Source organism: Finegoldia sp. BIOML-A2, assembly GCF_009678315.1.
Classification (GTDB): Bacteria; Bacillota; Clostridia; order Tissierellales; family Peptoniphilaceae; genus Finegoldia; species Finegoldia magna.
Window position 1 is genome coordinate 20,743 of the sequence record NZ_WKZE01000007.1, and the last position, 26,294, is coordinate 47,036.

General features: G+C 33.3%; 27 protein-coding genes and 1 other annotated feature. Of the genes, 1 reads left to right on the forward strand and 26 read right to left on the reverse strand.

Going from position 1 to position 26,294, the window contains the following annotated elements; translation table 11 throughout:
* Positions 1-193: 193 nt before the first annotated feature.
* A complete protein-coding gene (locus GKF99_RS06535) occupies positions 194-1,840 on the forward strand; it encodes a cell wall-binding repeat-containing protein (protein ID WP_154272934.1) in 1,647 nt (548 codons plus the stop codon).
* A 70-nt stretch (positions 1,841-1,910) separates the two neighbouring features.
* Here the strand turns inward: GKF99_RS06535 and GKF99_RS06540 are convergent, their stop codons facing one another.
* The 26 genes from GKF99_RS06540 to radC all read right to left on the reverse strand — a co-directional run bounded on the left by GKF99_RS06540 (position 1,911) and on the right by radC (position 26,293).
* Entirely contained in the window at positions 1,911-3,245 is a 1,335-nt protein-coding gene (locus GKF99_RS06540) for a PH domain-containing protein (protein ID WP_154272935.1), read from the reverse strand.
* Positions 3,242-3,592 (reverse strand): GntR family transcriptional regulator, encoded by a 351-nt coding sequence (locus tag GKF99_RS06545; protein ID WP_002835508.1) that lies wholly within the window; start codon positions 3,590-3,592, stop codon positions 3,242-3,244. The genes GKF99_RS06540 and GKF99_RS06545 overlap by 4 nt, the downstream gene beginning before the upstream one ends.
* A gap of 138 nt (positions 3,593-3,730) precedes the next feature.
* Positions 3,731-4,141 carry a DUF5301 domain-containing protein gene (locus GKF99_RS06550; protein ID WP_154272936.1) on the reverse strand — a complete coding sequence of 137 codons (411 nt, stop codon included), beginning with the start codon at positions 4,139-4,141 and terminating at the stop codon, positions 3,731-3,733.
* 2 nt (positions 4,142-4,143) lie between these two features.
* Complete coding sequence (thiE, locus tag GKF99_RS06555; RefSeq protein WP_154272937.1) at positions 4,144-4,788, reverse strand: thiamine phosphate synthase; 645 nt, start codon at positions 4,786-4,788, stop codon at positions 4,144-4,146.
* The gene (thiM, locus tag GKF99_RS06560) at positions 4,766-5,572 is read right to left on the reverse strand and encodes a hydroxyethylthiazole kinase (protein WP_154272938.1); all 807 of its coding nucleotides are present in this window, start codon (positions 5,570-5,572) and stop codon (positions 4,766-4,768) included. The genes thiE and thiM overlap by 23 nt, the downstream gene beginning before the upstream one ends.
* Positions 5,565-6,074 (reverse strand): energy coupling factor transporter S component ThiW, encoded by a 510-nt coding sequence (thiW, locus tag GKF99_RS06565; RefSeq protein ID WP_154272939.1) that lies wholly within the window; start codon positions 6,072-6,074, stop codon positions 5,565-5,567. The genes thiM and thiW overlap by 8 nt, the downstream gene beginning before the upstream one ends.
* Before the next feature lie 73 nt (positions 6,075-6,147).
* Entirely contained in the window at positions 6,148-7,974 is a 1,827-nt protein-coding gene (uvrC, locus tag GKF99_RS06570) for an excinuclease ABC subunit UvrC (protein ID WP_154272940.1), read from the reverse strand.
* A gap of 2 nt (positions 7,975-7,976) precedes the next feature.
* The gene (locus GKF99_RS06575) at positions 7,977-9,746 is read right to left on the reverse strand and encodes an aminopeptidase P family protein (protein WP_154272941.1); all 1,770 of its coding nucleotides are present in this window, start codon (positions 9,744-9,746) and stop codon (positions 7,977-7,979) included.
* 359 nt (positions 9,747-10,105) lie between these two features.
* The gene (ychF, locus tag GKF99_RS06580) at positions 10,106-11,203 is read right to left on the reverse strand and encodes a redox-regulated ATPase YchF (protein WP_154272942.1); all 1,098 of its coding nucleotides are present in this window, start codon (positions 11,201-11,203) and stop codon (positions 10,106-10,108) included.
* A 95-nt stretch (positions 11,204-11,298) separates the two neighbouring features.
* Positions 11,299-13,629, reverse strand: coding sequence for a cell wall-binding repeat-containing protein (locus GKF99_RS06585; RefSeq protein WP_154272943.1), 2,331 nt, complete (start codon positions 13,627-13,629; stop codon positions 11,299-11,301).
* Between the two features lie 165 nt (positions 13,630-13,794).
* On the reverse strand, positions 13,795-14,163 hold the full coding sequence (locus GKF99_RS06590) for a Rid family detoxifying hydrolase (protein WP_094223227.1): 369 nt from the start codon (positions 14,161-14,163) through the stop codon (positions 13,795-13,797).
* A gap of 9 nt (positions 14,164-14,172) precedes the next feature.
* Positions 14,173-14,475 carry a ribosome silencing factor gene (gene rsfS / locus GKF99_RS06595; RefSeq protein ID WP_002835520.1) on the reverse strand — a complete coding sequence of 101 codons (303 nt, stop codon included), beginning with the start codon at positions 14,473-14,475 and terminating at the stop codon, positions 14,173-14,175.
* Positions 14,476-15,051, reverse strand: coding sequence for a bis(5'-nucleosyl)-tetraphosphatase (symmetrical) YqeK (yqeK, locus tag GKF99_RS06600; RefSeq protein ID WP_154272944.1), 576 nt, complete (start codon positions 15,049-15,051; stop codon positions 14,476-14,478).
* Positions 15,041-15,640 (reverse strand): nicotinate-nucleotide adenylyltransferase, encoded by a 600-nt coding sequence (gene nadD, locus GKF99_RS06605; RefSeq protein ID WP_154272945.1) that lies wholly within the window; start codon positions 15,638-15,640, stop codon positions 15,041-15,043. The genes yqeK and nadD overlap by 11 nt, the downstream gene beginning before the upstream one ends.
* Positions 15,633-15,923: a YhbY family RNA-binding protein gene (locus GKF99_RS06610; protein ID WP_154272946.1), complete on the reverse strand. Its 291-nt coding sequence runs from the start codon at positions 15,921-15,923 to the stop codon at positions 15,633-15,635. Before GKF99_RS06610 ends, nadD begins: the two co-directional genes overlap by 8 nt.
* An 8-nt stretch (positions 15,924-15,931) precedes the next feature.
* Positions 15,932-17,197: a GTPase ObgE gene (gene obgE, locus GKF99_RS06615; protein ID WP_154272947.1), complete on the reverse strand. Its 1,266-nt coding sequence runs from the start codon at positions 17,195-17,197 to the stop codon at positions 15,932-15,934.
* Positions 17,198-17,323: 126 nt separating this feature from the next.
* A complete protein-coding gene (gene rpmA / locus GKF99_RS06620) occupies positions 17,324-17,608 on the reverse strand; it encodes a 50S ribosomal protein L27 (protein ID WP_035109683.1) in 285 nt (94 codons plus the stop codon).
* Between the two features lie 2 nt (positions 17,609-17,610).
* A complete protein-coding gene (locus tag GKF99_RS06625; RefSeq protein WP_154272948.1) occupies positions 17,611-17,952 on the reverse strand; it encodes a ribosomal-processing cysteine protease Prp in 342 nt (113 codons plus the stop codon).
* On the reverse strand, positions 17,952-18,260 hold the full coding sequence (gene rplU, locus GKF99_RS06630) for a 50S ribosomal protein L21 (protein ID WP_002838776.1): 309 nt from the start codon (positions 18,258-18,260) through the stop codon (positions 17,952-17,954). Before rplU ends, GKF99_RS06625 begins: the two co-directional genes overlap by 1 nt.
* 12 nt (positions 18,261-18,272) lie before the next feature.
* Positions 18,273-18,345: a sequence feature (ribosomal protein L21 leader region), on the reverse strand.
* A gap of 20 nt (positions 18,346-18,365) precedes the next feature.
* Complete coding sequence (locus tag GKF99_RS06635) at positions 18,366-19,370, reverse strand: ribonuclease E/G (RefSeq protein ID WP_154272949.1); 1,005 nt, start codon at positions 19,368-19,370, stop codon at positions 18,366-18,368.
* Positions 19,367-19,963 (reverse strand): cell division inhibitor, encoded by a 597-nt coding sequence (locus GKF99_RS06640; protein WP_154272950.1) that lies wholly within the window; start codon positions 19,961-19,963, stop codon positions 19,367-19,369. Before GKF99_RS06640 ends, GKF99_RS06635 begins: the two co-directional genes overlap by 4 nt.
* On the reverse strand, positions 19,944-23,270 hold the full coding sequence (locus GKF99_RS06645) for a penicillin-binding transpeptidase domain-containing protein (RefSeq protein WP_154272951.1): 3,327 nt from the start codon (positions 23,268-23,270) through the stop codon (positions 19,944-19,946). The genes GKF99_RS06640 and GKF99_RS06645 overlap by 20 nt, the downstream gene beginning before the upstream one ends.
* 8 nt (positions 23,271-23,278) lie before the next feature.
* Positions 23,279-23,770, reverse strand: a complete 492-nt coding sequence (gene mreD, locus GKF99_RS06650; RefSeq protein ID WP_002838856.1) for a rod shape-determining protein MreD — start codon at positions 23,768-23,770, stop codon at positions 23,279-23,281.
* Positions 23,771-24,625 (reverse strand): rod shape-determining protein MreC, encoded by an 855-nt coding sequence (mreC, locus tag GKF99_RS06655; protein WP_154272952.1) that lies wholly within the window; start codon positions 24,623-24,625, stop codon positions 23,771-23,773. It abuts the gene before it with no gap.
* Entirely contained in the window at positions 24,626-25,621 is a 996-nt protein-coding gene (locus tag GKF99_RS06660) for a rod shape-determining protein (protein WP_154272953.1), read from the reverse strand. It lies immediately after the preceding gene.
* Positions 25,622-26,293 carry a DNA repair protein RadC gene (radC, locus tag GKF99_RS06665; RefSeq protein WP_002838846.1) on the reverse strand — a complete coding sequence of 224 codons (672 nt, stop codon included), beginning with the start codon at positions 26,291-26,293 and terminating at the stop codon, positions 25,622-25,624. It abuts the gene before it with no gap.
* Between the last annotated feature and the right edge of the window lies 1 nt (position 26,294).

Below are 26,294 nucleotides of genomic sequence, written 5' to 3' on the forward strand. Positions count from 1 at the left end.
TTTGTAAATAGTTTTGAGCAAATTTTACATAAAATCTAGCACATTGTGCAAATTAAACCAATAAATGTCAAATTTGTTTGAAAGTTATGAAAAATTCTTGTAAACTATTAGAGTAATTTGAATAAGTTACAAATCGGTTACAAAAAATAATGAGCAATTAAAATTAGCTCATTGAAGTATATTAGGAGGATACATGAATAATTTTAAGAAGCCACTTCTTGTAATGACTTTGGCTGTATCATTATCTTTGGGAGCAAATGTTTCATTTGCAGATAATGAAAATAACAAGTCAGAAACAAATGTTAAAGCTATATTAGATAATTCAAGTAAAACTGAAACAACAACTAAGATACAAGTAAAGCTAGATGAAAATAATAAAGTAATATCTAATAAAAATCAAAATAATACAGAAAAAAAAGAAGCTGAAGTCAAATCACAAAAAAGTGCAAAAACAGAAAGAATAGACGCAAAAAACAGATTTGAAACAGCTAAGAAAATCAAAGAAAAAGAATTCAAAAACGCAGATACTGCAGTAGTTGTGAATTCTAACGAATTTTCAGACTCAATCAGTGCAACAAACATTTCAAATGGTAAATCACCTATCCTTTACACTGATTCCGACAAATTAGACAACTTGACAAAAGAAGCCTTGAAAGGTGTCAAAAAAGTCTACATAACTGGTGGCGAAAAGACTATTAGTTCAAAAGTAGTTGACGAATTAAACGGTATGGGAATTGAAGTCATCAGAGTAAAAGGCAAAGACAGATACGAAGTTAATGCAAAATCAGCTACTACGTCTCACCCAGTTTCTAACAAGAAACAAAACGTAGTTATCGCATCTGGTGAAAACTTTGCAGATTCGATTTCTTCTACTTCTTTGGCTAAGAAAAAGAACGCTCCAGTTCTATTAGTTAAAAAGAATGAAGTTCCAAAATCAATCAAAGAATACTTAAATTCTTTCAGCAAAAAAGGTCTTTTAGGAGACATCACTATAGTAGGAGGAGAAAATTCAGTTTCAAAAGCTGTTGAAAACGAACTTTCAAAACTTGCAAAAGTTACTAGAATTGCAGGACATGATAGATACCAAACATCTGTAAAAGTTGCAAAACAAGTCGGTGTAAATTCTGAAAGAACAATCGTAGCTAGTGGAGAAAAATTTGTAGATGTACTTGCTGCATCTCCTGTAGCTCAAAAATACAACGCACCAATAGTTTTGGTTAAGAAAATGGACGTTCCAAGAAACGAAGATTACAAAACACAAGAACAAAAATCAAACTCTGTGGAATCTTTCTTCAGACAAAACAAATCAAACATCATGTACACAATGGTATTTGGTGGCAAAAACACTATCGATAATTTCGTAGTTAACGGAATTAAAGATTTGTTAGCTGGTAAATCACTACAAGCAAAACCAAAAGTAGATGCATTAGTAAATGTACCTAAAAAAGAACAACCAAAACAAACTAACAAATTAGACAAAATCGTAAATCTTGCTTACAAACAATTAGGTAAGCCTTACGTTTGGGGAACTCACGGTCCTAGATCATTCGACTGTTCAGGACTTACATCTTATCTTTACAAACAAGCTTATGGAATTTCAATAAGTCCAAGCTCAAGATCACAAGTTTCTTATGGACACAAAGTTTCCAAATCAAACTTAAAAAAAGGCGATTTGATGTTCTTCGCAACAGGTGGTGGCGGAATAAGTCACGTTGGAATTTACGTTGGTAACAACAAATTAATCCACGCTTCTACACCATCAACAGGAGTTATCTTATCAGATATCAACTCAAGTTATTACCAAAGAACATTCGTTACAGCAAGAAGATTATTAGGTTAAATTTAAAAGCAATGGTTCATCGGAATCATTGCTTTTTTTAATGTCTATTTTATTTCACAAGATACAAATCTTAGCGTAATTTTCTATAAAACTTTTCGGTTCCTTTTTCAGTTGGGAAATTGAACACAAGGTTTTTGTTATCCTTAGTCTTTATCCAAATAGCCCTTGGATTGTCGTTGTGAATGTACACATCACAGTTTCCAATTCCTTTTATTGAAAACTTCCCGTAGGAATAGTGTTTTAACGCAGTTCCGTTCAATCTAACTCCGTCTGTTTTACCTATATCTTCGATTAATTCAACTTTTTCGATTGATTTTTTGTCGATTACAGTTGTATAAACAGATTCAGTGATTGTAAGTGTGCTTGGCGTGTTATCTACGGTGTAAGTTTTCGGTAAACTCATATTTATCATCAAAAATTCGACTGAAATCAATAAAACTGCGGTCAATGCGTAGAGTATTTTGCCTGATAATTTTGCCCTGTTAAAAGTCATATTGCCATTTCTTACGCTAACATCTTCAACCATAAGTCTGTCATCTTTCGGATTGTAATAACCCCACGGATCAAAGAAATCTCCATTGTACAAATCGCTATTAATCGCAGTTAAATTTTTTGCTAGGGTTTGGTATTTAAAAAGAGCCAATATAATAGCTATAGTGTACAAAACAATATAGGAAAATATTGGAAATATCTTGTAAATGTCTTTTGATGAATAGTAAGCTACGACAAATCCCAAAACGATAAACATAATATATATCGCATACATTGTTTGTTGTACTTTTATGATGCTTTCTTCATTCAACTTTAAGTTTTCATCGGAATTTGTGGAATAAACTTTGGTGTTTTTCTTGCCCAAAAACCATCCCGTTAATATCGTACTTACACTCATTGCTACTAGCAACAAAATGTAAACGAAGAACATCTCACTGTTTTTGAAAAAAGCTACCAACAGTACGATTTGAACTACCAGTGGAATAATCCATGCCTTTAGTTTGATTTTCTTTTTTTCAATATCTCTTGAAGTCTTCAAATCATACGTCAAAATACTACTCTCAGTCGTTATATTATTGTCCTTTTTGTATTGTCGTATTCTTTTCATTGCGTTGTATTCGATAATATTTGCACTCACAAGATAAACGATTATTAAATTGTAATACACAAGCATTATCCAGTCATAATCAAGTAACACAAGAAAAGATAAAACAATGCTTATCGTAAATAAAATATTCAATTTTTTCTTTGTTTTTCCCAACAAATCTACGATGAACTCATCATCTTCATGACCTTTTGGAAAATTTGTAAACAACATAAATGTATCGTTTATTTTCAATGTATATATGCTCATTCTTCGCATGATGAACAAAATAAACACCAAACTAAAAAATAAAACAAATTGCAACATCATTTTATAATTTCCTCCACTATATTTTTAATATACTCTTGTGATTTGCCGCGAATTTTCGCTTCCATCAACAGTAGTTTCAATTCATCTTCGAATGAATTTCGTGAATAACCTTCGTCCACGCAAATCTTCGCCCCAACTCTTCTGTCTATTACAATAATTTTTTCGTCCTTCAAAATGTTGTAAGCCTTACTAATTGTCATAGGATTAATTCCCAAATCATTTGCAAATTGCCTAACAGAAGGAAGTTCGTCGCCGTTTTGTAAATTACCATTGGCAATTTCTCTAATAATTTCGTTTCGAATTTGAGTGTAAATTGGAACATCACTCGTCGTATTTATATTAATCATACTGTCCTCCTTGTATTACTTATTATAATACAGATTAGACAAAAGTCAATATTTTTTCAAAGAAAAAAAGAGTGCATCGAAATGCACTCTAAATTTTTAATATGATGGTTTATCTACAAATAAATTTCTACTATAAAACTACATCGCACCTATTAATTTGTTAAACGTTTCATTGTCGATTTCCCATACTCCTTCGTATGGTTTTTCAATGTAGTATTTTTTGTTTTGATACAAATACAAAGTCATTTTTTCATCTTTTCCGTAGAATATTTCCATCTTTCGAAAATCTTTTGTATTCGCTGGAGTATCGTTGTTTGATTTTTTCCTAGTTGGTTTTGCTTTTTCTTGTATCAATTTTATTGTGTCTATTATATCTTTTTTCGAAGTGATGGACGCAGTTGGTCCTTCCTTGTTTTCTTCGATTTTTGTAACTGTGATTACTTGTGAATCATTAGCGTTTGGAAGTGTTATTGGATTTGCTTTTTTGCAAGATACCATAACCAACATCAACACCATAACTAAAAATACTAATCTAAATTTGTTTTTCATAATTACCTCAATTCTAAAATTTGTTTTGATTTTTCTAATAATCTGTGTGCTTTTTCTTGTGGATTGTCGTCATTCATCAACGCTCTTACTACAGCTATCCCACTTGCACCACTACTTTTCAATACATCCATGTTATCCTCATTTAAACCGCCAATAGCGACAGTTTTTATGCTTATACTATTGTTGATATCTCTTAAGGTATCAACCGATGTTATTTTCGTTTTAACGTGGGTTTTCGTTGGATAAATCGCCCCAACTCCAAGATAATCTGCGCCTTCTTTTTCACACTGGATAGCTCTGTCTACGCTTTTTGCAGTTGCACCAATAATATAATCATCGCCCAAAATTCTTCTTGCATCTTTGATTTCCATGTCTTCATCTCCAAGGTGAACTCCAGCGCAGTCACTTGCCAAGCAAACGTCGATTCTATCGTCAATTAAAAGTGGTACATCGAATTGATCACAGATTATTTTCACTTTTTTCGCTAAATCTATGTATTCCTTTGTAGAAATATTTTTCTCTCTTAGTTGCACCAATGTTACTCCGCCCTTGATTGCTTCTTCGATTTTTGTTAGAAATTTTTCTTCGTCAGCTACATTAGTCCTATCAGTAACCAAGTACAAGCTAAGATTCAACTTTTCTCGCATTTATATTCTCCTTTATTTGTTCCCATTTTATTTTGGATAAATTATCGTACAAGCCGATTTTAAACGAACTAAGTCCAACATTTTTATCCACCATTTCACAGCTGATATTCATCATACTAATTGCTAGAATACACGCCTCTATCGTTTGCGATACGCTAAGCGTACAAGCGATTAAACTTCCCACAACACAACCTGTCGCGGTGATTTTTGAAAGCCTTTCATCTCCATTGTTAAGTAGATAAATTTCATTTGCACACACAATATCTGTCTGTCCTGTTGCTACAACGATTGAATGGTATTTTGCGTATAAATCCTTGCAATAATTTATCACATCATTTACTTCAAGTTTTTTCGAATCCACACCCTTTGTGCTCAAGTCTTCAATAAAGAGTGATTTTATCTCACTATAATTTCCCTTTATGCAAGTTATCTTGTGTTTTCGCAAGATTTCTAGCGTTAAATCAAGCCTTAATCGTGATGCACTCACTCCCACCAAATCCAACGTGATTGGAATTTTATTTTCATTTGCAATTCGAACGGATTTTTTGATTGATTCTATTCTGTAATCTGTTATGTTACCAAGATTTATAAGTAGAGAATCACAATTTTTCGTAACATCTTCCACTTCCCTAGGATTATCCGCCATAAACGGACTTTGGTTAACACTTAGTACAGCGTTTGCCATATCATTGATGGATATCGCATTTGTAAGGCAATGAATCAGATTGTTTTCGTCATAAAGCCCAGAATAAATTTCTGAAAGTTTTTGTTTTAAATCATCCATTGATACTTTCCTTTAATTTATCTAGCATTTTATTTTTTTGCATAGCTTTTAAAAATGCGAATGCAACAGTCGCTCCCATTAACGTCGCCAGAATAAAAGACGGTGTGTAGAAAAACAACGTCAAATTGCTTTTCCCAAAGAAAAACTTCATAACGGGAACGCTTACGATTGATCCTATTATTCCTGTGCCAATAACTTCGCCTACACAAGCCATAATCAATTTGTTCGTTCTCTTATATAGCACACCCGATAAAAACGCGCCAAACACCGCTCCTGTGAGTGCTAACGGTGGTATTGCCATCAGTGACATTCTGATTATTCCAATCAAAGTTGCACACAACAATGCATACCACGGTCCCAAAAACACCGCACACACGATATTTACAAAATGTTGCGTCGGACAAAACCCTACAACTCTTAAAATCGGAGATATTACAACGCCTATTGCGACAAATATTGAAAGCATTATCATTTTAATTAAAGTAGAATTTTTTCTGTTCATAAACCATCCATCCTTCACTACCTTATATCTTACCATCAATCAATAATTCTTTACAATAAAAAAATATAGCAAATTATTGCTTAAAATAATTCACTATATTTTCTGCCGCTTTTTCGTTCATTCCATCTACTTCGCAAAGCTCTTCTACACTGGCTTTTTTTATTCTATCAAGCGTTTTGAAATGTTTCATCAAAGCTTTTTTCCTTTTTTCGCCGATTAATTTTATGTTGTCCAATTCAGATTTCTTGAAATTCTTTTCGTGAAGTTTTCTGTGATAATTGATGGCAAATCTGTGTGTTTCTTCCTGAATTGCAAACAACAACCTGTACAAAGGAGTGTTCACTTTCAATCTGATTTCGTCGTTTTCGTAAATTATTCCACGCGTTCTGTGCTTATCGTCTTTTACAAGACCCAAAATCGGAATATCCAAGTTGAATTCGTTCAACACTTCTTTTGCAATGTTGACTTGACCTTTGCCACCATCCATCAAAATTATAGAAGGCATTTCATCAAAACTGTTGTCTTTTTTATCAGAATCCAAAAGCCTTCTGAATCTTCTGGTCAACACTTCTCTGTGCGATGCGTAATCATCTGCACCCTCTACGGTTTTGATTTTGAATTTACGATAATCTTTGGGAGATTTCGTGCCGTTTTTGAACACAATCATACTTCCCACAGAATCCACACCACTTGTGTTGGAAATATCGTAGCATTCAATTCTATCAATCGGTTTAACGCCTGTGATGTCTTGTAAATCCAAGATTGCATTTTCGCGATTGCGTTCCCTTTTCAAATGTCTGGAGATGTATTTGTCCAATCCTTCTTTCGCATTTACTCTGACCATTTCCAAGAGATCCGTCTTGTTGCCTCTTTTAGGAATTTTGATTTCGACCTTGGAACCTTTTTTCTCCGTCAGCATTTCTTCGATAAGCTCACGGTCTTCGATCTCAATATCTGTTAGGATTTGTTTCGGAACATACGTCAAATCAATGTAGAATTGTTTGAAAAATTCTCCCACAATGTGTTCGTTTGATTCTTCGTATTTATTGTCGATAATAAAATGCTGTCTTTCGATGATTTTCCCATTTCTCATGAAAAACACTTGAACACATACAGTCTCAGCTTCTCTCGCCATGGATATCATATCCAAGTCCAATCCCTTGGTGTTGGTTATGTTTTGTTTTTCCAAAATCACTTGGATATTAGCGATAGAATCTCTGAGCTTCGCTGCCAATTCGAAGTTCAAATTCTTGGATGCAGCCATCATTTTATCGGTCAATTTCTTAGTTAATTCATCTTCACGACCATTCAAGAAATTTTCCACTTCTAATAATTCTTTGTTGTAATCTTCTTCACTCACGTCATAAACGCACATTCCATCACAACGATTGATGTAATAATTCAAGCAAGGTCTCTTCAACTTTTGACCCTTATCAAAATTCAAATTACACGTTCTGATTTTGTACGTTTCGTGAATTAAATCTATAATATCATTAACTGCATAAGCATTAGGAAAAGGCCCAAAATACTTTGCCTTATCCTTCAAAACACGTCTTGTTTTCAAAACTCTTGGAAACTTTTCGCTCGTGATTTTGATGTAGGGATATTGCTTATCGTCTCTTAAAACGATGTTGTATTTCGGGCTGTTTTTCTTGATTAAGTTTGATTCCAGAACCAAAGCTTCACATTCATTATTTACGATAATATACTCAAAATATTCTACGTGACTTACCATTGCAGCGACCTTTGCAAGTTTTTGTGATGAATCAAAATATTGACCCACACGTCTTCTCAAATCAATCGCCTTACCAACGTAGATTATCTCGTCATTTTTATCGTGCATAATATACACGCCTGGTTTGTGAGGTACTTTTTGCAGTTCTTTTTTAATATCAAACATTTCTATATTGCTTTTGTTTTTTGCTCAAGATATTCTAAGTCAGATCCTTCCAAATAAGGTGATAATTTGTCGTAGCATTCCTTGTTGTAATTATTCAACCATTCTAATTCGAAAGGAAGTAATTTTTCTTTGATAACAGGTCTTGTGTCGATTGGGCAGATAGATAACGATTCAAATCCCAAGAACTCACCGAATTCAGATTCTCCAACTTTGATGCAGTGCATAATATTTTCGATTCTAATTCCGTGTGAACCTTCGATATAAATTCCTGGTTCGTCACTTGTAACCATTCCTTCGTCCATGTCGATGTCGTTGTTCATTGAGGAAATTCTTTGTGGACCTTCGTGAACTCCAAGGTAGAATCCAACACCGTGACCTGTTCCGTGTCTAAAATCCAACAATTCTTGCCAAATAGGTCTTCTAGCAATTGGATCTAGGCTTGATGATTTTGTTCCTTTTGGGAAAATTGTAGTCATCAAATTAATGTGTGATTTCAAAGTTAAAGTGTAGTGAAGTTTTTCGTCATCAGTCAACTCACCAAGAGCAACTGTACGAGTAATATCAGTCGTTCCGTCCAAATATTGCGCACCACTGTCAACTAAGTACAAGCCTTTTGGTTGTAATGTCACTGGATGATCGACAGATGGTTCGTAATGAGGAAGTGCTGCATTTTCTCCATAAGCAGATATAGTTCCGAAACTCAAATCCATGAACAAATCACCTTGTTCTCTGAAATATCTCAACTTATCCGCTGCACTCATTTCAGTAACATTTCCAGTTGGCGTACCTGTTTCTACCCAATTGAAAAACTTAACCAACGCAACACCATCTTTGATGTAAGCATTCTTTTGATTTTTGATTTCTGTTTCGTTCTTGTGAGCCTTCATCAAAGTTGTAGGTTGAATTCCTTTTGAAATTCTGATATTTGAATTAATTGAATTGTAAATTCTAACATTTGTCTTAGAAGGATCCAAGAACAAAACGCTCTTACCAGGAAGTCCACTCAAATCTTCGAACACTTTTTCGTAGGATTTTACAGTAACACCTTGTTCTTTCAACAATTCAATCAAATCGTCATCAATTTTTTCATCTTCAATGTACAAATTAGCAAAATCTTTTCCAACTAATGCGTAACTTATGATAACAGGATTGTACAAAACATCGTTACCTCTAATATTGTAAAGGTAGCAAATGTCATCCAAAGAACCGATAAAGTTATAATCACATTCATTGGAATCCATGAAATATCTCAACTCTTTTAATTTGGTCTTAGTATCTTTTCCACAGTATTTCACATCGAATGAATAAGCTTTTGAGTTTGGTTTTTCAGGACGATCTTCCCAAATATCACCAACAAAATCCACATCAGTGATTATCATTCTGTCGCCTAATTTTTCTAACCACTGATAGTAATCGTTATAGTCCAAAGTAAGTCCGTCAACGCCGATTTTTCCGCATTCAGGAACATTTTCTTTCAAATATTCAATCAAAGTAGGAACGCCAGGTTCTCCCATCTTCATCAAATCTACAGTAGAACCTTCAAGTTCTTTTGCAGCTTGAATGAAATATCTTCCGTCAGTAAACAAAGCTGCTTTTTTCTTCAAAATTACAGCAGTTCCTGCACTACCACTGAATCCAGTAATATATTTTCTAGTTTTATAGTAATCTGCCAAATATTCCGATGTATGAGGATCGCTTGACAATACAACATACGCATCGATATTTCTTTCGCTCATTTTTTTTCTTAGCTTTTCTAATCTTTCTGTAATCATAAATTACCTCCTCGTAGTTATAATAATTATATCACAAATTTTAACGATGTTTATTTTCACGCTAACAATAAAAAACTAGGTAAATTAATACCTAGTTTGTAAATTATGCTAATAAAAAAACCAAAACCAATTAGCACAAATATCTGTCTCCAAAAATAAACAAATTCAAAGCTTATGAAGCTAAAATCTCAAACTCGTGCTACGCACTCAAACAATGAGATTTTTTAACGCTTCATTTCGCTAGAATTTGTAATTATTTTTTACGAATGATATTCTTAGCTAATACGGTTTTGATTTATATTCTAATATATTAACAATACCTTTAACTGGTTTTTGATGTTTTAAGATATATTTCTATTCTATACATTAAATCTAAAATGAACCACATCTCCATCTTGCATTAAATACTCTTTACCTTCCAATCTCATTAGGCCTTTTTCTCTAACTGCAGCCATGGATTTTAATTCGATTAAATCATCGTAGTTCACGATTTCTGCTCTGATAAATCCTCTTTGAATGTCTGTGTGAATTTTACCAGCTGCTTGTACTGCAGGAGTGTTTTTCTTGATAGTCCACGCACGTGTTTCATCTTCTCCTGTTGTCAAGAAACTCATAAGTCCCAATAAATCATAGCTTTGTGTAATCAAATCGTCGATTCCCGATTTTTCAAGACCGATTGCTTCCAAGAATTCTTTCTTATCTTCTTCACTGTCCAACGCAGAAATTTCCGATTCAATTTGCGCAGAGATTACAACTACTTTTGCATCTTCTGATTTTGCAAAATCTTTTACTTTTTGAACCATTTCGTTGTTTTCGTAAGCATCTGCTACTTCATCTTCACTTACATTGCACACGTAAATTATTGGCTTAACACTCAAAAGATTGAAACTTCTCATAAGTTTCATTTCATCTTCGTCCAAATCCAAGATTCTGATTGATTTTCCTTCTGATAAAACTTCGTAGATTTTTTCAAGAAGATCCACTTCTTCCTTCAAATCCTTATTACCTTTCAAAGCTTTTCTAGATTTTTCTAATCTTCTTTCAACCATTTCCAAATCAGATAAAATAAGTTCGTAGTTGATTGTTTCAATATCTCTAAGAGGATCCACTGAACCATCAACGTGAACTATATTTTCATCTTCAAAGCATCTTAGAACTTCAACAATGGCATCAGATTCTCTAATATTTTCCAAAAATTTATTTCCCAAACCTTCGCCCTTGCTTGCGCCTTTTACAAGACCTGCAATGTCATAAAATTCGATTGTCGCTGGAATAATTTTTTTGGAATTAAAAAGTTCTGCTAATTTATACACTCTCTCATCTGGAACATTTACAAGTCCGATGTTAGGATCTATCGTACAGAATGGATAATTCGCCATTTCTGCACCTGCTTTTGTTATCGCATTAAAAAGTGTTGACTTTCCTACATTTGGAAGCCCCACAATACCTAATTTCATATCATTCACTCCTTTTAACTAACTCAAATTTTACCATATACCATATTTTTTGTAAATTATACGCATTTAAAAAGAGCTCTTTTCAGAGCTCTAATTTAAAAATTATTTAGTTTGGCATTTTTGATAATCTTTGGATAGTTTTTGTAGGAATAGTTCATATCTACTCCGCCTTCTCCAGTATCTGGAACGCCTTTTATTTTTGATTTATTTGTAAATTGCCACATTCCATAATCAGGTGTGAAGCAGTTAGGTCTTGTAACGTGCCAGTGTGCAATCCAAATATCGTAATCTTTTAATCTTTCCTTTTCAAATTGATTGTTAATCCAAGATCCCGAGCTGTACAATCCTGTGTAGTATCCATTCTTTTCAAGAATACTCATAAAGGCAATCGCCATATCCGTTTTTGTTTTTGTTGGAATTCTTCTTTGTGAAGGATCTTCGAAGTCCAAATATACTGGGTATTCGAATTGTTTTTTGCCCAATATCTTCAAGTATCTTACAGCTTCTTCCTTAGCTTCTTCAACATTTACAGCGTATGAATACCAATATGCTCCAACGTTTAATCCAGCTGCTTTTGCATTTCTGTAGTTTTGTTGGAATTTTGGATCTTCACCACTGTATCCGGAACCTGCTTTTAATATTACAAAATCCATTCCGTTTTGCTTAGCTAATTTCATATTTACATTGCGGTTGAATTTTGAAAGGTCTGCTCCCTGTTGAAATACTAATCTGTATTTGTTAGGATTAAACATTCCAAAATCATCAATTTTTGCATATCCTTTAAATCCATTTATATCCAATTGCATCCATCCATTATTTAAAATACTTATAACTTGCATAACTGTTGAAGTGTTGATATTTCTCACAGATTTTGCAGAACTATTTGCAGCATTGTAAAGTTTTGTTGAGTATTTTGCAACCACGAAATCGTGCAAACCTATCGCTTTATCTTCTTCGATAATATCTGATTGATCTTTTACAACTGGTGGCTTTGGCTTCGGCTTTTCTGGAGCTTTTGCCAAAACATTTTTAACAGTACCATATACGTTGTTATCGATAGTTCTGTATCCACCAACAATATATACATCCTTGATCGACTTTTTGAAGTTATTCAAGAATGCTATGACACTTGTGTCTAGTTTACTTCTTGAACTCAATAAAATCGGTGCATTTAATTTTTGGGCCAACGGACTTATAGCAAGTGCATCTGCAAAATCTTCACCACTTGCGATGAACACTTTGTCCTTGTTCATAGAATTAGCCACTTTTACAGATCCATCGTATCTGTTTCTGCCACTAATTCTACTAACATTTTTGCCAGTGACTGATTGAATATATCTAACTGTAGCTGATGAGATGGATTGTCCTCCACCAACAACTGTTACTTTTCCAATACTAGATTTATTTCTAAGTAAATAATCTCTTGTTTGTCTGGACAAAGTTTTTCCAGAACTCAACAAAATCTTAGCGTTATTTGAATAAGCGTAAGAAGATGCGTAAAGTGGGTCACTGAAGTTTTCTCCACTTGCAATAACTACGTTCTTTTTCTTGCTCATAGCTGCAACCTTTGCGCTAGTTTCGTATCTATCTCTTCCGGCAATTCTAGTAACTTTATTTGAGTATTTCTTTAATATGTTTTCAATTCCAGAACTAATTGATTGCTGACCACCAAGAAGATATACTTCTACAGGATTAAGCCTTTGAATTTCATTTCTTGTAGCTGTTGGAAGAGAATCTTTTTCTGTGTACAAAATAGAATATTTTCCATCAGACAAAGTCGTTGCACTCAATGCATCGGCGTATTTTTGTGCATTAACAACAATAACCTTCTTAGCATTAGTGAATTGTTCTCTTGAAATTTGTGCAGCAGATTCGTATCTGTTTTGACCTGCAATTCTAGAAGGAATGATTTGTCCAGCAGAATTTAATGCTTTTACTTCTTCATCTTGCGCTTTTTTATCATCAGCTTCTTCAGAAACTTGTTCTTCTGAATTTTCCTTTGATACAGATTTCTCAGGTTTAATAGGCGAATCTTCTAAGACTTCTTCTGTATCTTTTATATCTGATTTTTCAGATACAACTTCTTTTTCAGTCTCTTCTTCATCTTTTGTAGACTCTGAAGCTTCTTTTTTTTCTGATTTTTCCTTAATATCTTTATTTGAATCTGTTGATTTTAAATCTTCATGATTCAAATCACCATTTTCCTTTTTTTCATTTTGTAAGTTGTCTACGTTAGCGTATCCCAATTTAGCTTTCTTAGTCAACTTACTTTGATTATGTGTGCTAATTGATGTATATTTGGCACTAAGCTCGTTTTCTACATCTTTCTTATCATTTTCTGTTTGAGCCATAGATCCTGTTGAGATCATTAATGACACAGACAGTGCGACAAACGATACCTTAGCAATATCTTTTAAGTTCTTCATAGATACAACCTCCTAATATACATACATAATAACATAAAAAGTTACAAAATGGTATCAATTTTGATAATTGTTGACATTCAAAACGAATTAATAAAATTTCTTAACAATTTAATAGGATTTAAACAAAAAAATCCCCTGAGTAAAATTTACCCAGAGGAAAAATTCTTAGTCTAATTCAGCAATTGCTTCTATTTCGATTATTGCCCCTTTTGGAAGAGCTGCAACTTGAACTGCACTTCTTGCTGGTTTGTGATCTCCAAAAAATTCTGCATAAACTTCGTTCATATCAGAAAATTGTGATAAATCTTGCATGAACACGCCAACTCTTGCGATGTTTTCAACTTTGCCGCCTTCAGTTTCGATAATATGTAAAATATTATCTAATGATGCTTTTGTAGCTTTTTTTATATCAGTTTGTAATTCTCCATCAACGATTGGAAGTTGTCCTGATACATAAATTGTTTTGTTAGCAGATGTTGCTTGTGAATATGGTCCAATTGCAGCAGGTGCTTTGTCTGAATGTAAAAATTTCATACTGTCCTCCTAATTCCACAATCTTTCTATATCGTAGAAAGAACGTGCTTCTTCTGTAAATACATGTACTATAATATCATTAAGATCTAGCAAAATCCAGTTACCTTCGCTGTAACCTTCTTTTCCTAAAATCTCAAAACCATTTTCGTCGCACACTTTTTCCACTTCATCAATAATAGATTGAGCGTGGTTAGGTGCATTGGCAGTTGCAATCACAAAATAATCTGCAACAGCTGAATCTAATTTCAAAGTTACAATATCTTTTCCAATCTTATCGTCTATTGCTTTTTGAACTAACTCTAATTCAGTCATCTATACTCCCTTCAATAAATAATTTCTGACATTAACACTGGTGATAGATATTTCCCTCTCACCTTCTATAAGATATTTTATCGTATCATCTAGTGATTTGACAATTGCTTTATTCAAATTTATTTTGGATAATCTTCTGATTTCATCAACGTCATCATAATCTCTCTTATCTTCGGTCTTATCAGCCAAGTAAATTATTTTTTCGAAATCAGTCATATTAGTTCTTCCAGTTGTGTGAAATTCTATCGCATCCAAAATTTCTTCGTCATTTACGCCGTATTCTTTGCTAGCGACAATTCTACCCAAATAGCAATGCAACAACTTTGGATTTTCCATATCAGGATCGTTTTGTCGTAAATTTCTAAGCTCTTCAAATTCCTTCTTGTACTTATCCAAATACATTTCCTCGTTGTTTTTTGCACAGTCGTGTAGAAGTGCTGCTAGTTCTATTTTTATAACGTCTTGATTGTGAAGCTTTGCTAATTCAATAGCTTTGTCTCTTACTCGCAAAACGTGTTCGTATCTTGTTTTCTTGAGCATTTTACTCAAATTATTTTCTATTTCTTTAACTTTCATATAACTTGTTTCCCACAATATATTCAAAAACTTGATTTGGCACGAAATACCTAAAATCTTGATTTGTTTGAACTTTCTCTCTGATTTTTGTAGAAGAAATATCTATAAAACTTGTGGGAATTTTCTCCACAAAATATCCCTTTGATTTTAAATCATCGATTTTTACATCTAGTTTGGACATCTCTTCTTGTCTTCTAATACAAGCTAAAATCTTAGTATTTCTCAAAAAATCTTCTGCATTTTCCCAAGTTTCCACACTTATCAGCGAATCTTCGCCCATTATGAAATAAAAATCATGATCGTAATTTTCTCTCAAATATTTCATAGTTTCCCATGAATATGTCACGCCATTTTTTTTGATTTCATAATCACATACATTAAACTTCTTGTTATCCTGTGTGGCAATCTTCACCATTTCAAATCTTTTTTGTTTGTCTGTGACATTTTTATCTTGCTTAAAATTCGGATTACCAGTAGGAATAAACCACACTTCATCCAAATTTTTGTAATTAATAGCTTCCATAGCTAATATCAAATGTCCTATATGAATGGGATCAAAAGTCCCACCCATTATTCCGACTTTAATCATCTAGATCTATTACCTTATTTTCAGACTCTCTGTAAATTGTTAGAATATTTCCCATATATCTGACAAATTCACAGTCAAGTTTTGTTAATATTTCATCTATCAGCATATCCCTATCGTCCAAATTATTGTTAAGGATTTTTATCTTCATGACTTCTCTCTTGTTCAAAGTATCGTCGATTTGTTTCAAAGTATTTTCTGAAATTCCACCTTTACCGATATTAACAAGTGGTCTGTAACCGTGAGAAATCTTTTTTAATTTCGCTCTTTGTTTTGGTGTTATCATTTTATCTCCTATTCGTAAAAATCAAATTCCACATCACCGATAATTACATTATCTCCATCTTGTATTCCTAAATCTTTGAGTTGTTGAATGACTCCCTTGTCTTCGAGAACTTTTTGCAAGTGATTTACTGATTCGTACACCTCAAAGTTTGTTCTGTAAATCAAGTTTTCAATCAATGGACCTTCGACAATGTAATTTTCGTTTTCTTTTCTAACTTTGAAGTCAGCTTCTTTTTCTTCTTCAAAGTAAACGTATTGTTCATCCAATGTAGAATAATCATCTTCTATACTATCCAAAGTATCTGCAATCAAATACATAAGCTTGTCCACATTTTCTGTTGTAGCAGCACTTATCTCTACGATTTCATCAACTTTGTCAGAATATTTTTCTCTAAATTCTTTTATATTATCTTCTGCTCCTAGGTCTGTTTTATTCAAAACCACGAGCATCTTCTTGTCGTTCAATTTGATATTGTATGAAGACAATTCACTATTGATAAGTTCAAAATCTTCGATTGGATTTCTACCTTCACTTCCAGAAATATCCAACACATGAACTAAAATTTTAGTTCTTTCAATGTGTTTTAAGAAATCATGACCAAGTCCCAATCCTTCACTTGCTCCTTCAATTAATCCAGGAATATCTGCAAGTACGAAACTTTTTTCTCCGACTTTGCACACTCCAAGATTTGGCTCAAGTGTTGTAAAGTGATAATTTGCAATTTTAGGCCTTGCGTTTGACATTATCGATAAAAGTGTAGATTTTCCTACGTTAGGAAGCCCTATCAATCCAACATCTGCTAGAAGCTTTAATTCTAACTTTATTGTTTTTTCTTCACCTTTTGTTCCAGGCTCTGCAAATCTTGGCGCTTGTCTTATAGATGATTTGAAATGAACATTTCCCTTTCCGCCTTTGCCACCTTTGCAAATTACAAACTCTTCCTTGTCGTGTTTTACATCGTAGATAACCGTATCTGTATCGTAATCTTTAACCAAAGTCCCAACTGGAACTTTAAGAATTAAATCTTCACCTTTTTTCCCAAATTGTTTTTTGTTTCTGCCGTCGCCGCCATTTTCAGCTTTGTAAATGGATTTGTAACTGTAATCCATCAAAGTTTTAATGTCTTTATCTCCGACAATTATAATACTACCGCCATCTCCGCCGTCGCCACCTGCAGGGCCTCCTGATGGTTCGTATTTTTCTCTTCTAAATGCAACAGAACCGTCTCCACCTTTTCCAGCTTTTAGTTCTATCTTCGCTACATCTATAAACATTTTTCACCTCTTTATTAATGCTCACTATACTTGTAAGTTTACATTATTTTCCACTAAAAAAGCAACACCTTACGATTATAAAAAGGAAATCCAATTTATAATCATAACAAAGGTGTTGCTAAAAAATTAAGCTTCTTTTGGATATACAGAAACTTGCTTTCTGTTTTTACCAATTCTTTCGAACTTAACTACTCCGTCAATTTTAGTGAAAAGTGTATCGTCTCCACCCTTTCCAACGTTGTTGCCTGGATGTATTTTTGTTCCTCTTTGTCTAACTAATATGTTACCAGCTAGAACGTATTGGCCGTCACCTTTTTTAGTTCCTAATCTTTTGGATTCGGAATCACGACCGTTCTTAGTAGAACTTACTCCCTTTTTACTAGAGAATAATTGTAAATCTAATTTTATCATCATTACACCTCCCGATAGTTAATTTTCAAGTGTTTTATATTTTCGTTTCGTATTGATTCCAGAGCAAATACCAATGATTTCATCAAAATATCCACCTGAATCATTTCAGTCTCGTTTAGTAAGTCATAGTTTATTTCGAAGAAAGCATCTCCGCTTTCAAAATGAAATTTCAACTTATCACTGTCAAGCTTAAGTATTTCAGTAAATGTGTTAACAGTATTAATCAGATAAACACTGATAGCGCTGCAGACCACATCATTTCCATAGGATCCATGATCAGCATGACCAGTTGATTTGACTTTTACAAATTTTTTGTCTTTTCTAAAAATATCGACAGTTACCATTAAGCATCAATTTTTTCGATTTTAACTAATGTATATGGTTGTCTGTGACCTTTTTTCTTTCTGTAGTTTTTCTTAGCTTTGAACTTGAAAATAACAATTTTCTTGTCTTTCTTTTGATCCAAAACTTCAGCTGAAACCTTAGCTCCTTCTACTACAGGGCTTCCAACTTTAACATCGTCTCCAGCTACCATTAATACTTGATCAAATTCGATTTTATCGCCTGCTTCAGCTTCGATTTTTTCAACTTTAATGATATCTCCTTCAGAAACTTTGTATTGTTTTCCACCAGTTTTAATAATTGCGAACATTTAGTGCACCTCCTCATTTTTAAGACTCGCCAAATCTAGGTACTTTTTAAGTTTGAAAACCCGATTCGAGCGGTTACACACCAAATAATTGTACAGTAATTTCATTTATTTGTCAAGTTTTACTGTGAATTCTAATAGATTTAAATTGCTAAATCCATGAAAATTTATATTCGGTTCACAAAATTCATTTTCAATAAAATCTGATAACTTTTTGTTGTCACTTTCTCTGACACAATCCACAATAACCATGCCCACCATTTTCTTCAAATAAATCATCTGATGAATTTTCTTCAAAGCTTTTGTGTTTAGTTCGTGAAAATAATCCTCACTCATTATCATTTGAGAAGAATTCACATCCACAACCCACATCGCCTCGGTTTTCTGAATGACAATTTCTGCGTTATTGTTCAGTTTTATTATTTCTGAATTTTTATCTATTATATCACGACTTATCAAATTATCATAGGTATAATCGTAATTTTCATCAAATTTTACATTTAAAATCCCCTTGTACTGTCTGTAAACTATTCTGTCATTAGTTATCAAATAATCCACATCTTCTTCTTGAATTATTTTATCCACTGGATTTTTCTTGTACAAAAGTTTTGGAATCGGAAGGAATTTCTTCTCTGTTTCAATGTAACGTAATTTGTTTACAATGAAATTCATTTCCTTTTCTTGTTGTGACTTTTCTTGTTTGAAGAAATCCTCGCCCACAATTCCTGTGAATGTGTATTTTTGCTTGAATTTATCGATATCTTTGTATTTTTGTTTTCCTTCAAATGTTAATTTGTCGCCGTTTGTGTATTTCAAATTTTCTGTTTCAATCGTAATTTTCGTTGTGAATTTGGGGTATTTGTCACCTATTGATTCTTTTGTCATCTGAACTATTATTTCATCAGATGGTTTCAAATTTTTGGTGAACTTTGTATTATTCAGAAATCCTGTTTTCTTTTTGTCGTATTCTATAAAAAACGCGTCGAGTTTTTTATCGTATTTTGTGATTTTGGCTACGTAGATGTTACCAAGTTCACTGTCGTAATCTCCCAATAATTTAAGCTCATCATCATAATATCCCCAAGTGTTTTTGTCTATGAATAGATATTTCATCTTTTGAAAATCCTATCGAAAAATCCGATTTTCGCTTCTTTGTCTTGTTTGTAATTTTGGATAATTTCAGTTAGTTTTTCATCGACATTTTCAGAATAGGAATTGATTTTCTTCTCGTATTCTTTTGTGAATTCTAATTTTCCAATGTATTTGTAATCAGATTTACTTTTAGATGATGAATCCGTAATTTGATACGATTTTTTTGCGTGAGATTTTTCTTCATTTCCCCACATTATTTCTTCATCAAATTCTATTCCAATATCTTCAGTGAATATTACAATGTCAAACTCATTTAATTTATCCAATAAATTTTGGTAATCATCAATTGTAGCAGAATATTTGTCGGGTTTTATGGTTGAAGGTATAACATATCTATCTTCTGTGATTTTGACCATGGATTTCTTGTAATCAACCACATTACTCAACACATCCAATGTGTCATAAACGCAGTAATCCTCCACTCCTAATGCGTATTCTATTTCTCTTGATTTTTCTGAATTTACTATTAAAATTTTTCCGTCTAATAAATTACAAAGGCTTTGTATCAACAAAGCCTTTTTTTGTAATTGTGAATTAACGAGTACTGTTTTCATACATATCATTCTCACTCTCAGTATTTTCTTGTTTTTCGTCTTTTTCTTTTTTTAATTTCAACGCTTCTGCCATTATATCTCTTGTCATTGGTCCATTATTCGTGCTCGTTCCACCTTGCATAATAACTGTTACCACTGCAACTTTAGGATTTTCAACTGGAGCAAATCCAATCATCCATGCATGATTGTCATATGTCTCTCCAGTTACTGGATTAACCCCAACTTGGGCTGTTCCTGTCTTAACTCCCGCAGAAACTGGGAAGTTTTTAAAGGTATTTTTTTCGTAGCCTTCAGTCGTAGCCAAGTGAAGTCCTTTTCTGATATATTCCAAATTTTCGTAATTTTTCAATTTGATTTTTTCGCTTTTCTTTTCATTTTTAAATAGCGATGTGGAATTGTCATTGGATTTTACTTCATTTACAAGTGATAATTTGTTCAAGTATCCATTATTTGCAAATGCAGACATATATCTTGCCATTTGAAGTGGCGTGTATGCGTTCTGTCCTTGACCGATAACTACGTTCAACATATCACCGATATTCCACTTTGATTGACTCAAATAATCGTATTTGATTTTATCGGCGAACGAATTTCTCTCTCCGTCTATTTTCTTTTCTGCATCAAATCCCAAACTATCCAATGTATTTATAATATTGTTTCTAGTTTGAAGATTTTTATCATCTGCAAGTAACATTATTTTGTCGATTTTGGATTTCATTTCCTTTGCAGTAAATACTTCTCCCTCTTTGACGTATTTTTCTGCATTCTTTTCCAAAAATCTTCTGAATATCGCTTTGAAATTATTTTCTTTTATTTGTGGGTCTGGAACCGTTCCTGTACTTTCTGCTGGAATATTGATATCTATTCCAGTTTTACTACCTAGGCCAAGTTTTCTTGCAGTAGATACTAATTCATCAACACTCAATTGATATCCCAAATCTCTGGAACGTCTTTGATCTTTTCCAAGTGCTAGAGAATAATAATAGTAGTTACAACTGTCTCTTAGTGCTTTCATCACATTGTCGCTGCCGTGAGTTCCTTTATGTTCATTCCATATCCAGCAACCGAATATAGAGCCTCCAACATCGACGTATCCTCCACATTTTATTTCGTGATAAGGGTCAAATCCACCTTCTAATGCTGCAAGAGAAGTATTAAGTTTGAAAATAGAACCTGGTTGCATAGCAGCTTGCATTGGAATGTTATACAAAGGTCTTGGGGATATTGGATCTTTCGGATCTTCTGCTTGTAAACTTTCCCAATCAGTTTGTGAAATCCCCGTTGAAAACAAATTTGGATTATAAGATGGGAATGAAGCCATTGCAAGTATTTCTCCAGTTTCAACATCTACTGCAACTGCTGCACCACTTTTTGCATTTTTATATCCAGCTAAAGTTTTGTCGCCCCATTCGGATACATAAGTTCCTCCAGAGCTTACGGCTTTTATAGATTTTTTCAAAGATTCTTCGGCAACTCTTTGAACATTAGTGTCAATACTCAAATACACATTGTCGCCAGGAATTGCTTTTTTCTCAGACAAAGTTTCAGTTCTATTTCCTTTGCTGTCGACCATAACTCTCAATGATCCGTCTTGTCCTTTTAATGCATCTTCTTTGCTTTCTTCAATTCCAGTTTTACCAATCAAAGCATCCTTGCTGTAGCCTTTTTGTTTTACGTATTCTTCAATTTCTTTCTCAGTAGAAATCTTTCCGATATATCCCAACACGTGACTTAGTTCTTCACCATTAGGATAATATCTAACTGACCTTGTCGCTACCTCTATTCCTTGGTTTTTTCCAAATCTTTCCTCGATGCTACTCACGGATTCTTCCGTTAAATTGTAGCTTAGAGCGATTGGCTCATAACCTTTTTGTCCTTTATTTTTTAATTGATTGTAAATACTTACGATGTTGTAGGCATCGTATTTTGAATATTTTTCGCATTTATTTTTCTTCAAAATTTCTTCATACAAAAGCTTAACATCAGAATTTATTTCCTTGTCGTAACTCTTGTAGAAATCTTCCATATTTTTTTCGTAAATGTACTTCCAATCATTAACACTAATCGAAGGATTGATATTGTTTTCAGTGTTTACCGATTGAGCAATAAGTTTGATTTCGTCATCTGTTATGAATTTGAACGATAAATTATTCGAATTCAATAAATCTGCAACGTGTTTGTATGGATCTGTAGACTTTTTACTTTCTGTGACAAACTTAGCCTTAACTTTTGGATTTTGCTTGTCTTTTTCATCCAAGCTAAACTCTACGTTTGTTTGTATTCCGTTTTTCTTGAGTAAGTTTAGGGCTTTTTCCAACACGACAGTTTTCTTGTCATCTTCTACATCAACTTTTTTCAAAAGCTCAACTATAGTATTGTCTTTTACAATATTTACAAAATCGTCAGCAGCTTCTGTTTTAAAATCAATTTTGTTGGACAACTTCATCATTTCAACTTTTTTCTCCAAAAGTTTTTGGTTGTCTTTTAGTTCCATATCTTTCAGAACGATATTATCTTGAAGATTTTCCTTTTCCAATTCCTTGTAAACCATCGACCTAATGACGCTGTCGTTCAAAAGTTTTCTGATAATTGATTTATCTTTTTGAATTATCGTAGCAATCGCAGAATTAACATCTGAAGTTTCCTTTAATCCGTGTTTTTTTAGTAACTTCACAGTTTCTTTGTCATTTGTATCGAACTTTGTATTATCTTTACGATCCAATTTCAAAGTCAAACCTTTTGAACGAAGTGCATTCAAGCAATAATCCAAGACTGTTTTCTTATAAATTCCTTGATTAGTTTCTTGTGTGTAAGTCTTGTCGATCAGATTTGCCATTATGTTTTTATCCATGACAATTGATGCCACTTTATCAAGCGGTGATTTATCTTCTTTCAAATAATCGTCCGTATTTCTGTAAGTAAAAGCGTTAAGTGCGATTGGAAAATCTTCGGTATTCATCGAACCATCTTTTTCCAAAATTCTCGATAAATTCAACAATGCGTCATTACTATCGTCAAGCTTCATTTGTTTGATTTGATCTTTGTACAAATTAGCAACATAAACATTTTTCGTCGTCGCTAACAATTCTCCGTTTCTATCGTAAATATTTCCCCTAGGAGCAGGGATTTTGACTTCACGAAGTCTATTATTCTTGGCAATATCCCTGTAGTAGTTTCCTTTAATTAATGTCAAATGCATTAATTTCAAAGTAAGTACGGTCATCATTATTGCCAATATCACAATAATTATCGTAAATCTATCGTATTTTTCAAGTTTTTTTAAAAATTTATTGTCAAATTTCTTCATTTTGTACCTCAAATAAACTTAAATTTTGGAAATTTAAATATCTTTTTGAACAATTTAAACAAAACATAATACAATAGAACATTTAAAATCATTTCGATTAAAATCGGTCCTTTTAAATAAGCTTTATTGAATCCATTTCCAGTAATATAGAGTACAAAATAATGAACGAGAGTGTAGTACAAAGTCACAAAAAACGTAAGTATCATACCACTTCTTGGATCTTCTTTGTTAATTCCTGCTTCGCTATTTCCAATCAAAAATCCTGATGTAAAATAAATCAACGCTCTTACCCCAATAACTGGACTGAATATCGCATCCTCAATTAACCCAATTATCATACCGTTTAACGAGCCTGTATACGCACCAAATCCAATAGACAATAACACTACTATCGGTATGGAAATATTCGTGTACACGTTGAATACTGAAATTCTGGAAAGAAGTGTCGCTTGGATTATGATGTCCAACAAAACTATCAAAAATATTTTTAATTTGTTCATCTAATTCACTCCTTGTCCATCAACTATAAGAACGCGGTACATATTGTTGAAGTTGATTTGGGATTTGCATTTGATAATTTTGGTGAAATTATCCTTTGTCTTGATAACTTCTGTTACTTCTCCGATTTTGATATCTCTCGGATACACTCCTCCAAGTCCAGAAGTTGTCAGAATATCTCCAACTTTTACATCTGCATTAGAATCGTACATATATCCTTTTAAAATATCTTTTTCTTTTTCATTCAAAATCCCAACGTCTTCGCTTTTTGCAAGTCTAAATCCAACGTTGTTTCCGCTATTCATAATAGTGTCCACTTTGCTATGGTTAAGTCCAACTTCTGTTACAACTCCAACCAAACCTTTTTCGATTCCATCATTTGAAGACACAGCTTCAATCACGATGTCACCTTTTTTGATTTTATCCATTGAACCTTTATCTATACTAAATCTAGTAAAAATATTCCCCGGATCTTTTCCAGTTATAAAAGCTTTTGTTTTTATAGCCCTATCCTTACTCAAAAGTTCGTATTCTTCTTGCAAATATCTCTTGTCACTTATAACTTTGTTCAAATTATCTACGTTTTTTCGTAGTTTTGCGTTTTCTACCGTTAATCTTTGATTATCTTCACGCATTTTTTTAGTTCCAAAAACATAATGAACTGATTCCTTAAATTTGGAGCCTATCACATAAAACACTTTGTTAACAGGAGTAATCACTGTTCCTATCGCGTTTTCCCCAATAGACATGTAGGTTTTATTATTGTTTGATATTGTAATAGTCAATATGAGAAACAAAGTCACCGCAAAGAAGAACACTCTTTTTCTAAGCTTATTATTATATCCAAACTTAGCCAATTATTTGTCTCCCTTCTTTAAGAATTTGCCAATACCAATTCCCGTGCAATCCATCGGGCTATCCACTTTCAACACTTTAATTCCCAAAACATTTGTGATGTATTCATGAATGTAGTCGATAAGACTCACTCCACCTACAATGTAGATTCCTTCAGCGATAATGTCGTTTGCGATATCCGGTGGAGTTTTCTCCAAAACTTTTCTCAACGCTTCGATGCACATATCTGCTATCGGCACAATTGCTGGTGTAATATCCTTCGCCCTAATCTCAACAGATTTTGGCATCGTGGATATCACATCAGTTCCCCCGACAATCATCGTGTTGTTTTCCCTGTCAGAATTCAATGTCGCAATCTTATACTTAATCGCTTCTGCTGTTGAAATACCGATGTTAACTCCAAATTTTTTCTTCAAAATTTGTTTTATTTCTTGGTCAATATCTTCTCCACCGCTTTTGATGCAGTAGCTTGTCACAATTCCACCCAAACTAATCACAGAAGCTTCGATTGTACCTGCGCCTATGTTTAAAATAATGTGTCCCGTTGGGTCATCTACATCGACACCCAATCCTTTAAGAGAAGCGATGTTTTCTTCAACCAATTTTACACTTCTCGCTCCAGAATTTAGCGCCAAATCTTCCACGCTTCTTCTCTCAACATCCGTCAAAGATGCAGACACTGATACACACACTTCTGGTTGGAAAACCGAAAAATTTGGTCTCGCTTTTTTTATAAAATACGAAAGCATACTAACAGTCGATTCAAAATCAGCTATAACGCCGTTTTCAATTGGACTTATCGCCACGATATTGTCAGGGGTTTTTCCAATCATACTTTTCGCTTCAGTTCCCACTGCGACAATATCGTAATTATTTATATCTATAGCTACAACGCTAGGTTCGTTAATTATTATTTTTCCGTTTTCATCGGAAATAATGGAATTAGAAGTTCCCAAATCAATTCCCAAACCTTCTTGTTGAAATTTAAATAATTTCATTTAAAAATACATTCCTTTCCTCATACTCAGACTATCATTTGAGCTAACAATAATATGATCTAACACTTGTATTCCTACCAAATCTCCCACTTTATCCAATCTTTTTGTAACTTCAATATCCGCATTTGATGGAATAAGAGAACCTGAAGGATGATTATGTACTAAAATAATCGAATTCGCTCCCTTCTTAATAGCAGATTTAAAAACTTCTCTAGGATGAACGATAGATTGATTGATAGTGCCTTTGCTAATAAGTTCTTTGGAAATAATTCTATTTTTAGTATCGAGAAGTAGTGCATAGAAGTTTTCCACATCGCAACTTCCAATCTCATTACAAAAAATCTCTGCAACGCTATCTGGATCATTAAGACTGAAACTATCCATCGCTTTTCTCAAAGCAAGTCTTCTTCCTATTTCAATTCCAGCCAAGATTGATGTAGCCTTTGCCATCCCAATTCCCTTTATTTTCATTAATTCCTCAACGCATAAATCCTTGTAATCATTTTCGTTAATGTAATCAATGACTCTTTTGGAGAGAATTTCTACTCCCTCTTCTTTGATTCCAGTCTTCAATATGATTTGCATTAATTCTTCGTCACTCATTGAAGAAATACCATTGATTTTCATTTTTTCTCTAGGTCTTAGGGACTCATTCATTTCCTTAACTCTCATT

Coding starts and splice junctions, on each gene's coding strand:
- rsfS (WP_002835520.1), bottom strand. CDS start 14,475: ATGACTGAATTAGAGTTAGTTCAAAAAGCAATAGACGATAAGATTGGA.
- thiE (WP_154272937.1), bottom strand. CDS start 4,788: ATGCGAGAAAAGTTGAATCTTAGCTTGTACTTGGTTACTGATAGGACT.
- thiM (WP_154272938.1), bottom strand. CDS start 5,572: ATGGATGATTTAAAACAAAAACTTTCAGAAATTTATTCTGGGCTTTAT.
- obgE (WP_154272947.1), bottom strand. CDS start 17,197: ATGTTTATAGATGTAGCGAAGATAGAACTAAAAGCTGGAAAAGGTGGA.
- mreD (WP_002838856.1), bottom strand. CDS start 23,770: ATGAACAAATTAAAAATATTTTTGATAGTTTTGTTGGACATCATAATC.
- ychF (WP_154272942.1), bottom strand. CDS start 11,203: ATGAAATTAGGTATTGTGGGGCTTCCAAATGTAGGAAAGTCAACACTT.
- nadD (WP_154272945.1), bottom strand. CDS start 15,640: ATGATTAAAGTCGGAATAATGGGTGGGACTTTTGATCCCATTCATATA.
- GKF99_RS06535 (WP_154272934.1), top strand. CDS start 194: ATGAATAATTTTAAGAAGCCACTTCTTGTAATGACTTTGGCTGTATCA.
- radC (WP_002838846.1), bottom strand. CDS start 26,293: ATGAGAGTTAAGGAAATGAATGAGTCCCTAAGACCTAGAGAAAAAATG.
- GKF99_RS06640 (WP_154272950.1), bottom strand. CDS start 19,963: ATGAAAACAGTACTCGTTAATTCACAATTACAAAAAAAGGCTTTGTTG.
- GKF99_RS06660 (WP_154272953.1), bottom strand. CDS start 25,621: ATGAAATTATTTAAATTTCAACAAGAAGGTTTGGGAATTGATTTGGGA.
- GKF99_RS06625 (WP_154272948.1), bottom strand. CDS start 17,952: ATGGTAACTGTCGATATTTTTAGAAAAGACAAAAAATTTGTAAAAGTC.
- GKF99_RS06575 (WP_154272941.1), bottom strand. CDS start 9,746: ATGATTACAGAAAGATTAGAAAAGCTAAGAAAAAAAATGAGCGAAAGA.
- GKF99_RS06635 (WP_154272949.1), bottom strand. CDS start 19,370: ATGAAATATCTATTCATAGACAAAAACACTTGGGGATATTATGATGAT.
- thiW (WP_154272939.1), bottom strand. CDS start 6,074: ATGAACAGAAAAAATTCTACTTTAATTAAAATGATAATGCTTTCAATA.
- GKF99_RS06550 (WP_154272936.1), bottom strand. CDS start 4,141: ATGAAAAACAAATTTAGATTAGTATTTTTAGTTATGGTGTTGATGTTG.
- GKF99_RS06610 (WP_154272946.1), bottom strand. CDS start 15,923: ATGATAACACCAAAACAAAGAGCGAAATTAAAAAAGATTTCTCACGGT.
- GKF99_RS06540 (WP_154272935.1), bottom strand. CDS start 3,245: ATGATGTTGCAATTTGTTTTATTTTTTAGTTTGGTGTTTATTTTGTTC.
- rpmA (WP_035109683.1), bottom strand. CDS start 17,608: ATGATAAAATTAGATTTACAATTATTCTCTAGTAAAAAGGGAGTAAGT.
- GKF99_RS06545 (WP_002835508.1), bottom strand. CDS start 3,592: ATGATTAATATAAATACGACGAGTGATGTTCCAATTTACACTCAAATT.
- yqeK (WP_154272944.1), bottom strand. CDS start 15,051: ATGAAAGTTAAAGAAATAGAAAATAATTTGAGTAAAATGCTCAAGAAA.
- GKF99_RS06585 (WP_154272943.1), bottom strand. CDS start 13,629: ATGAAGAACTTAAAAGATATTGCTAAGGTATCGTTTGTCGCACTGTCT.
- uvrC (WP_154272940.1), bottom strand. CDS start 7,974: ATGTTTGATATTAAAAAAGAACTGCAAAAAGTACCTCACAAACCAGGC.
- GKF99_RS06590 (WP_094223227.1), bottom strand. CDS start 14,163: ATGAAATTTTTACATTCAGACAAAGCACCTGCTGCAATTGGACCATAT.
- rplU (WP_002838776.1), bottom strand. CDS start 18,260: ATGTTCGCAATTATTAAAACTGGTGGAAAACAATACAAAGTTTCTGAA.
- GKF99_RS06645 (WP_154272951.1), bottom strand. CDS start 23,270: ATGAAGAAATTTGACAATAAATTTTTAAAAAAACTTGAAAAATACGAT.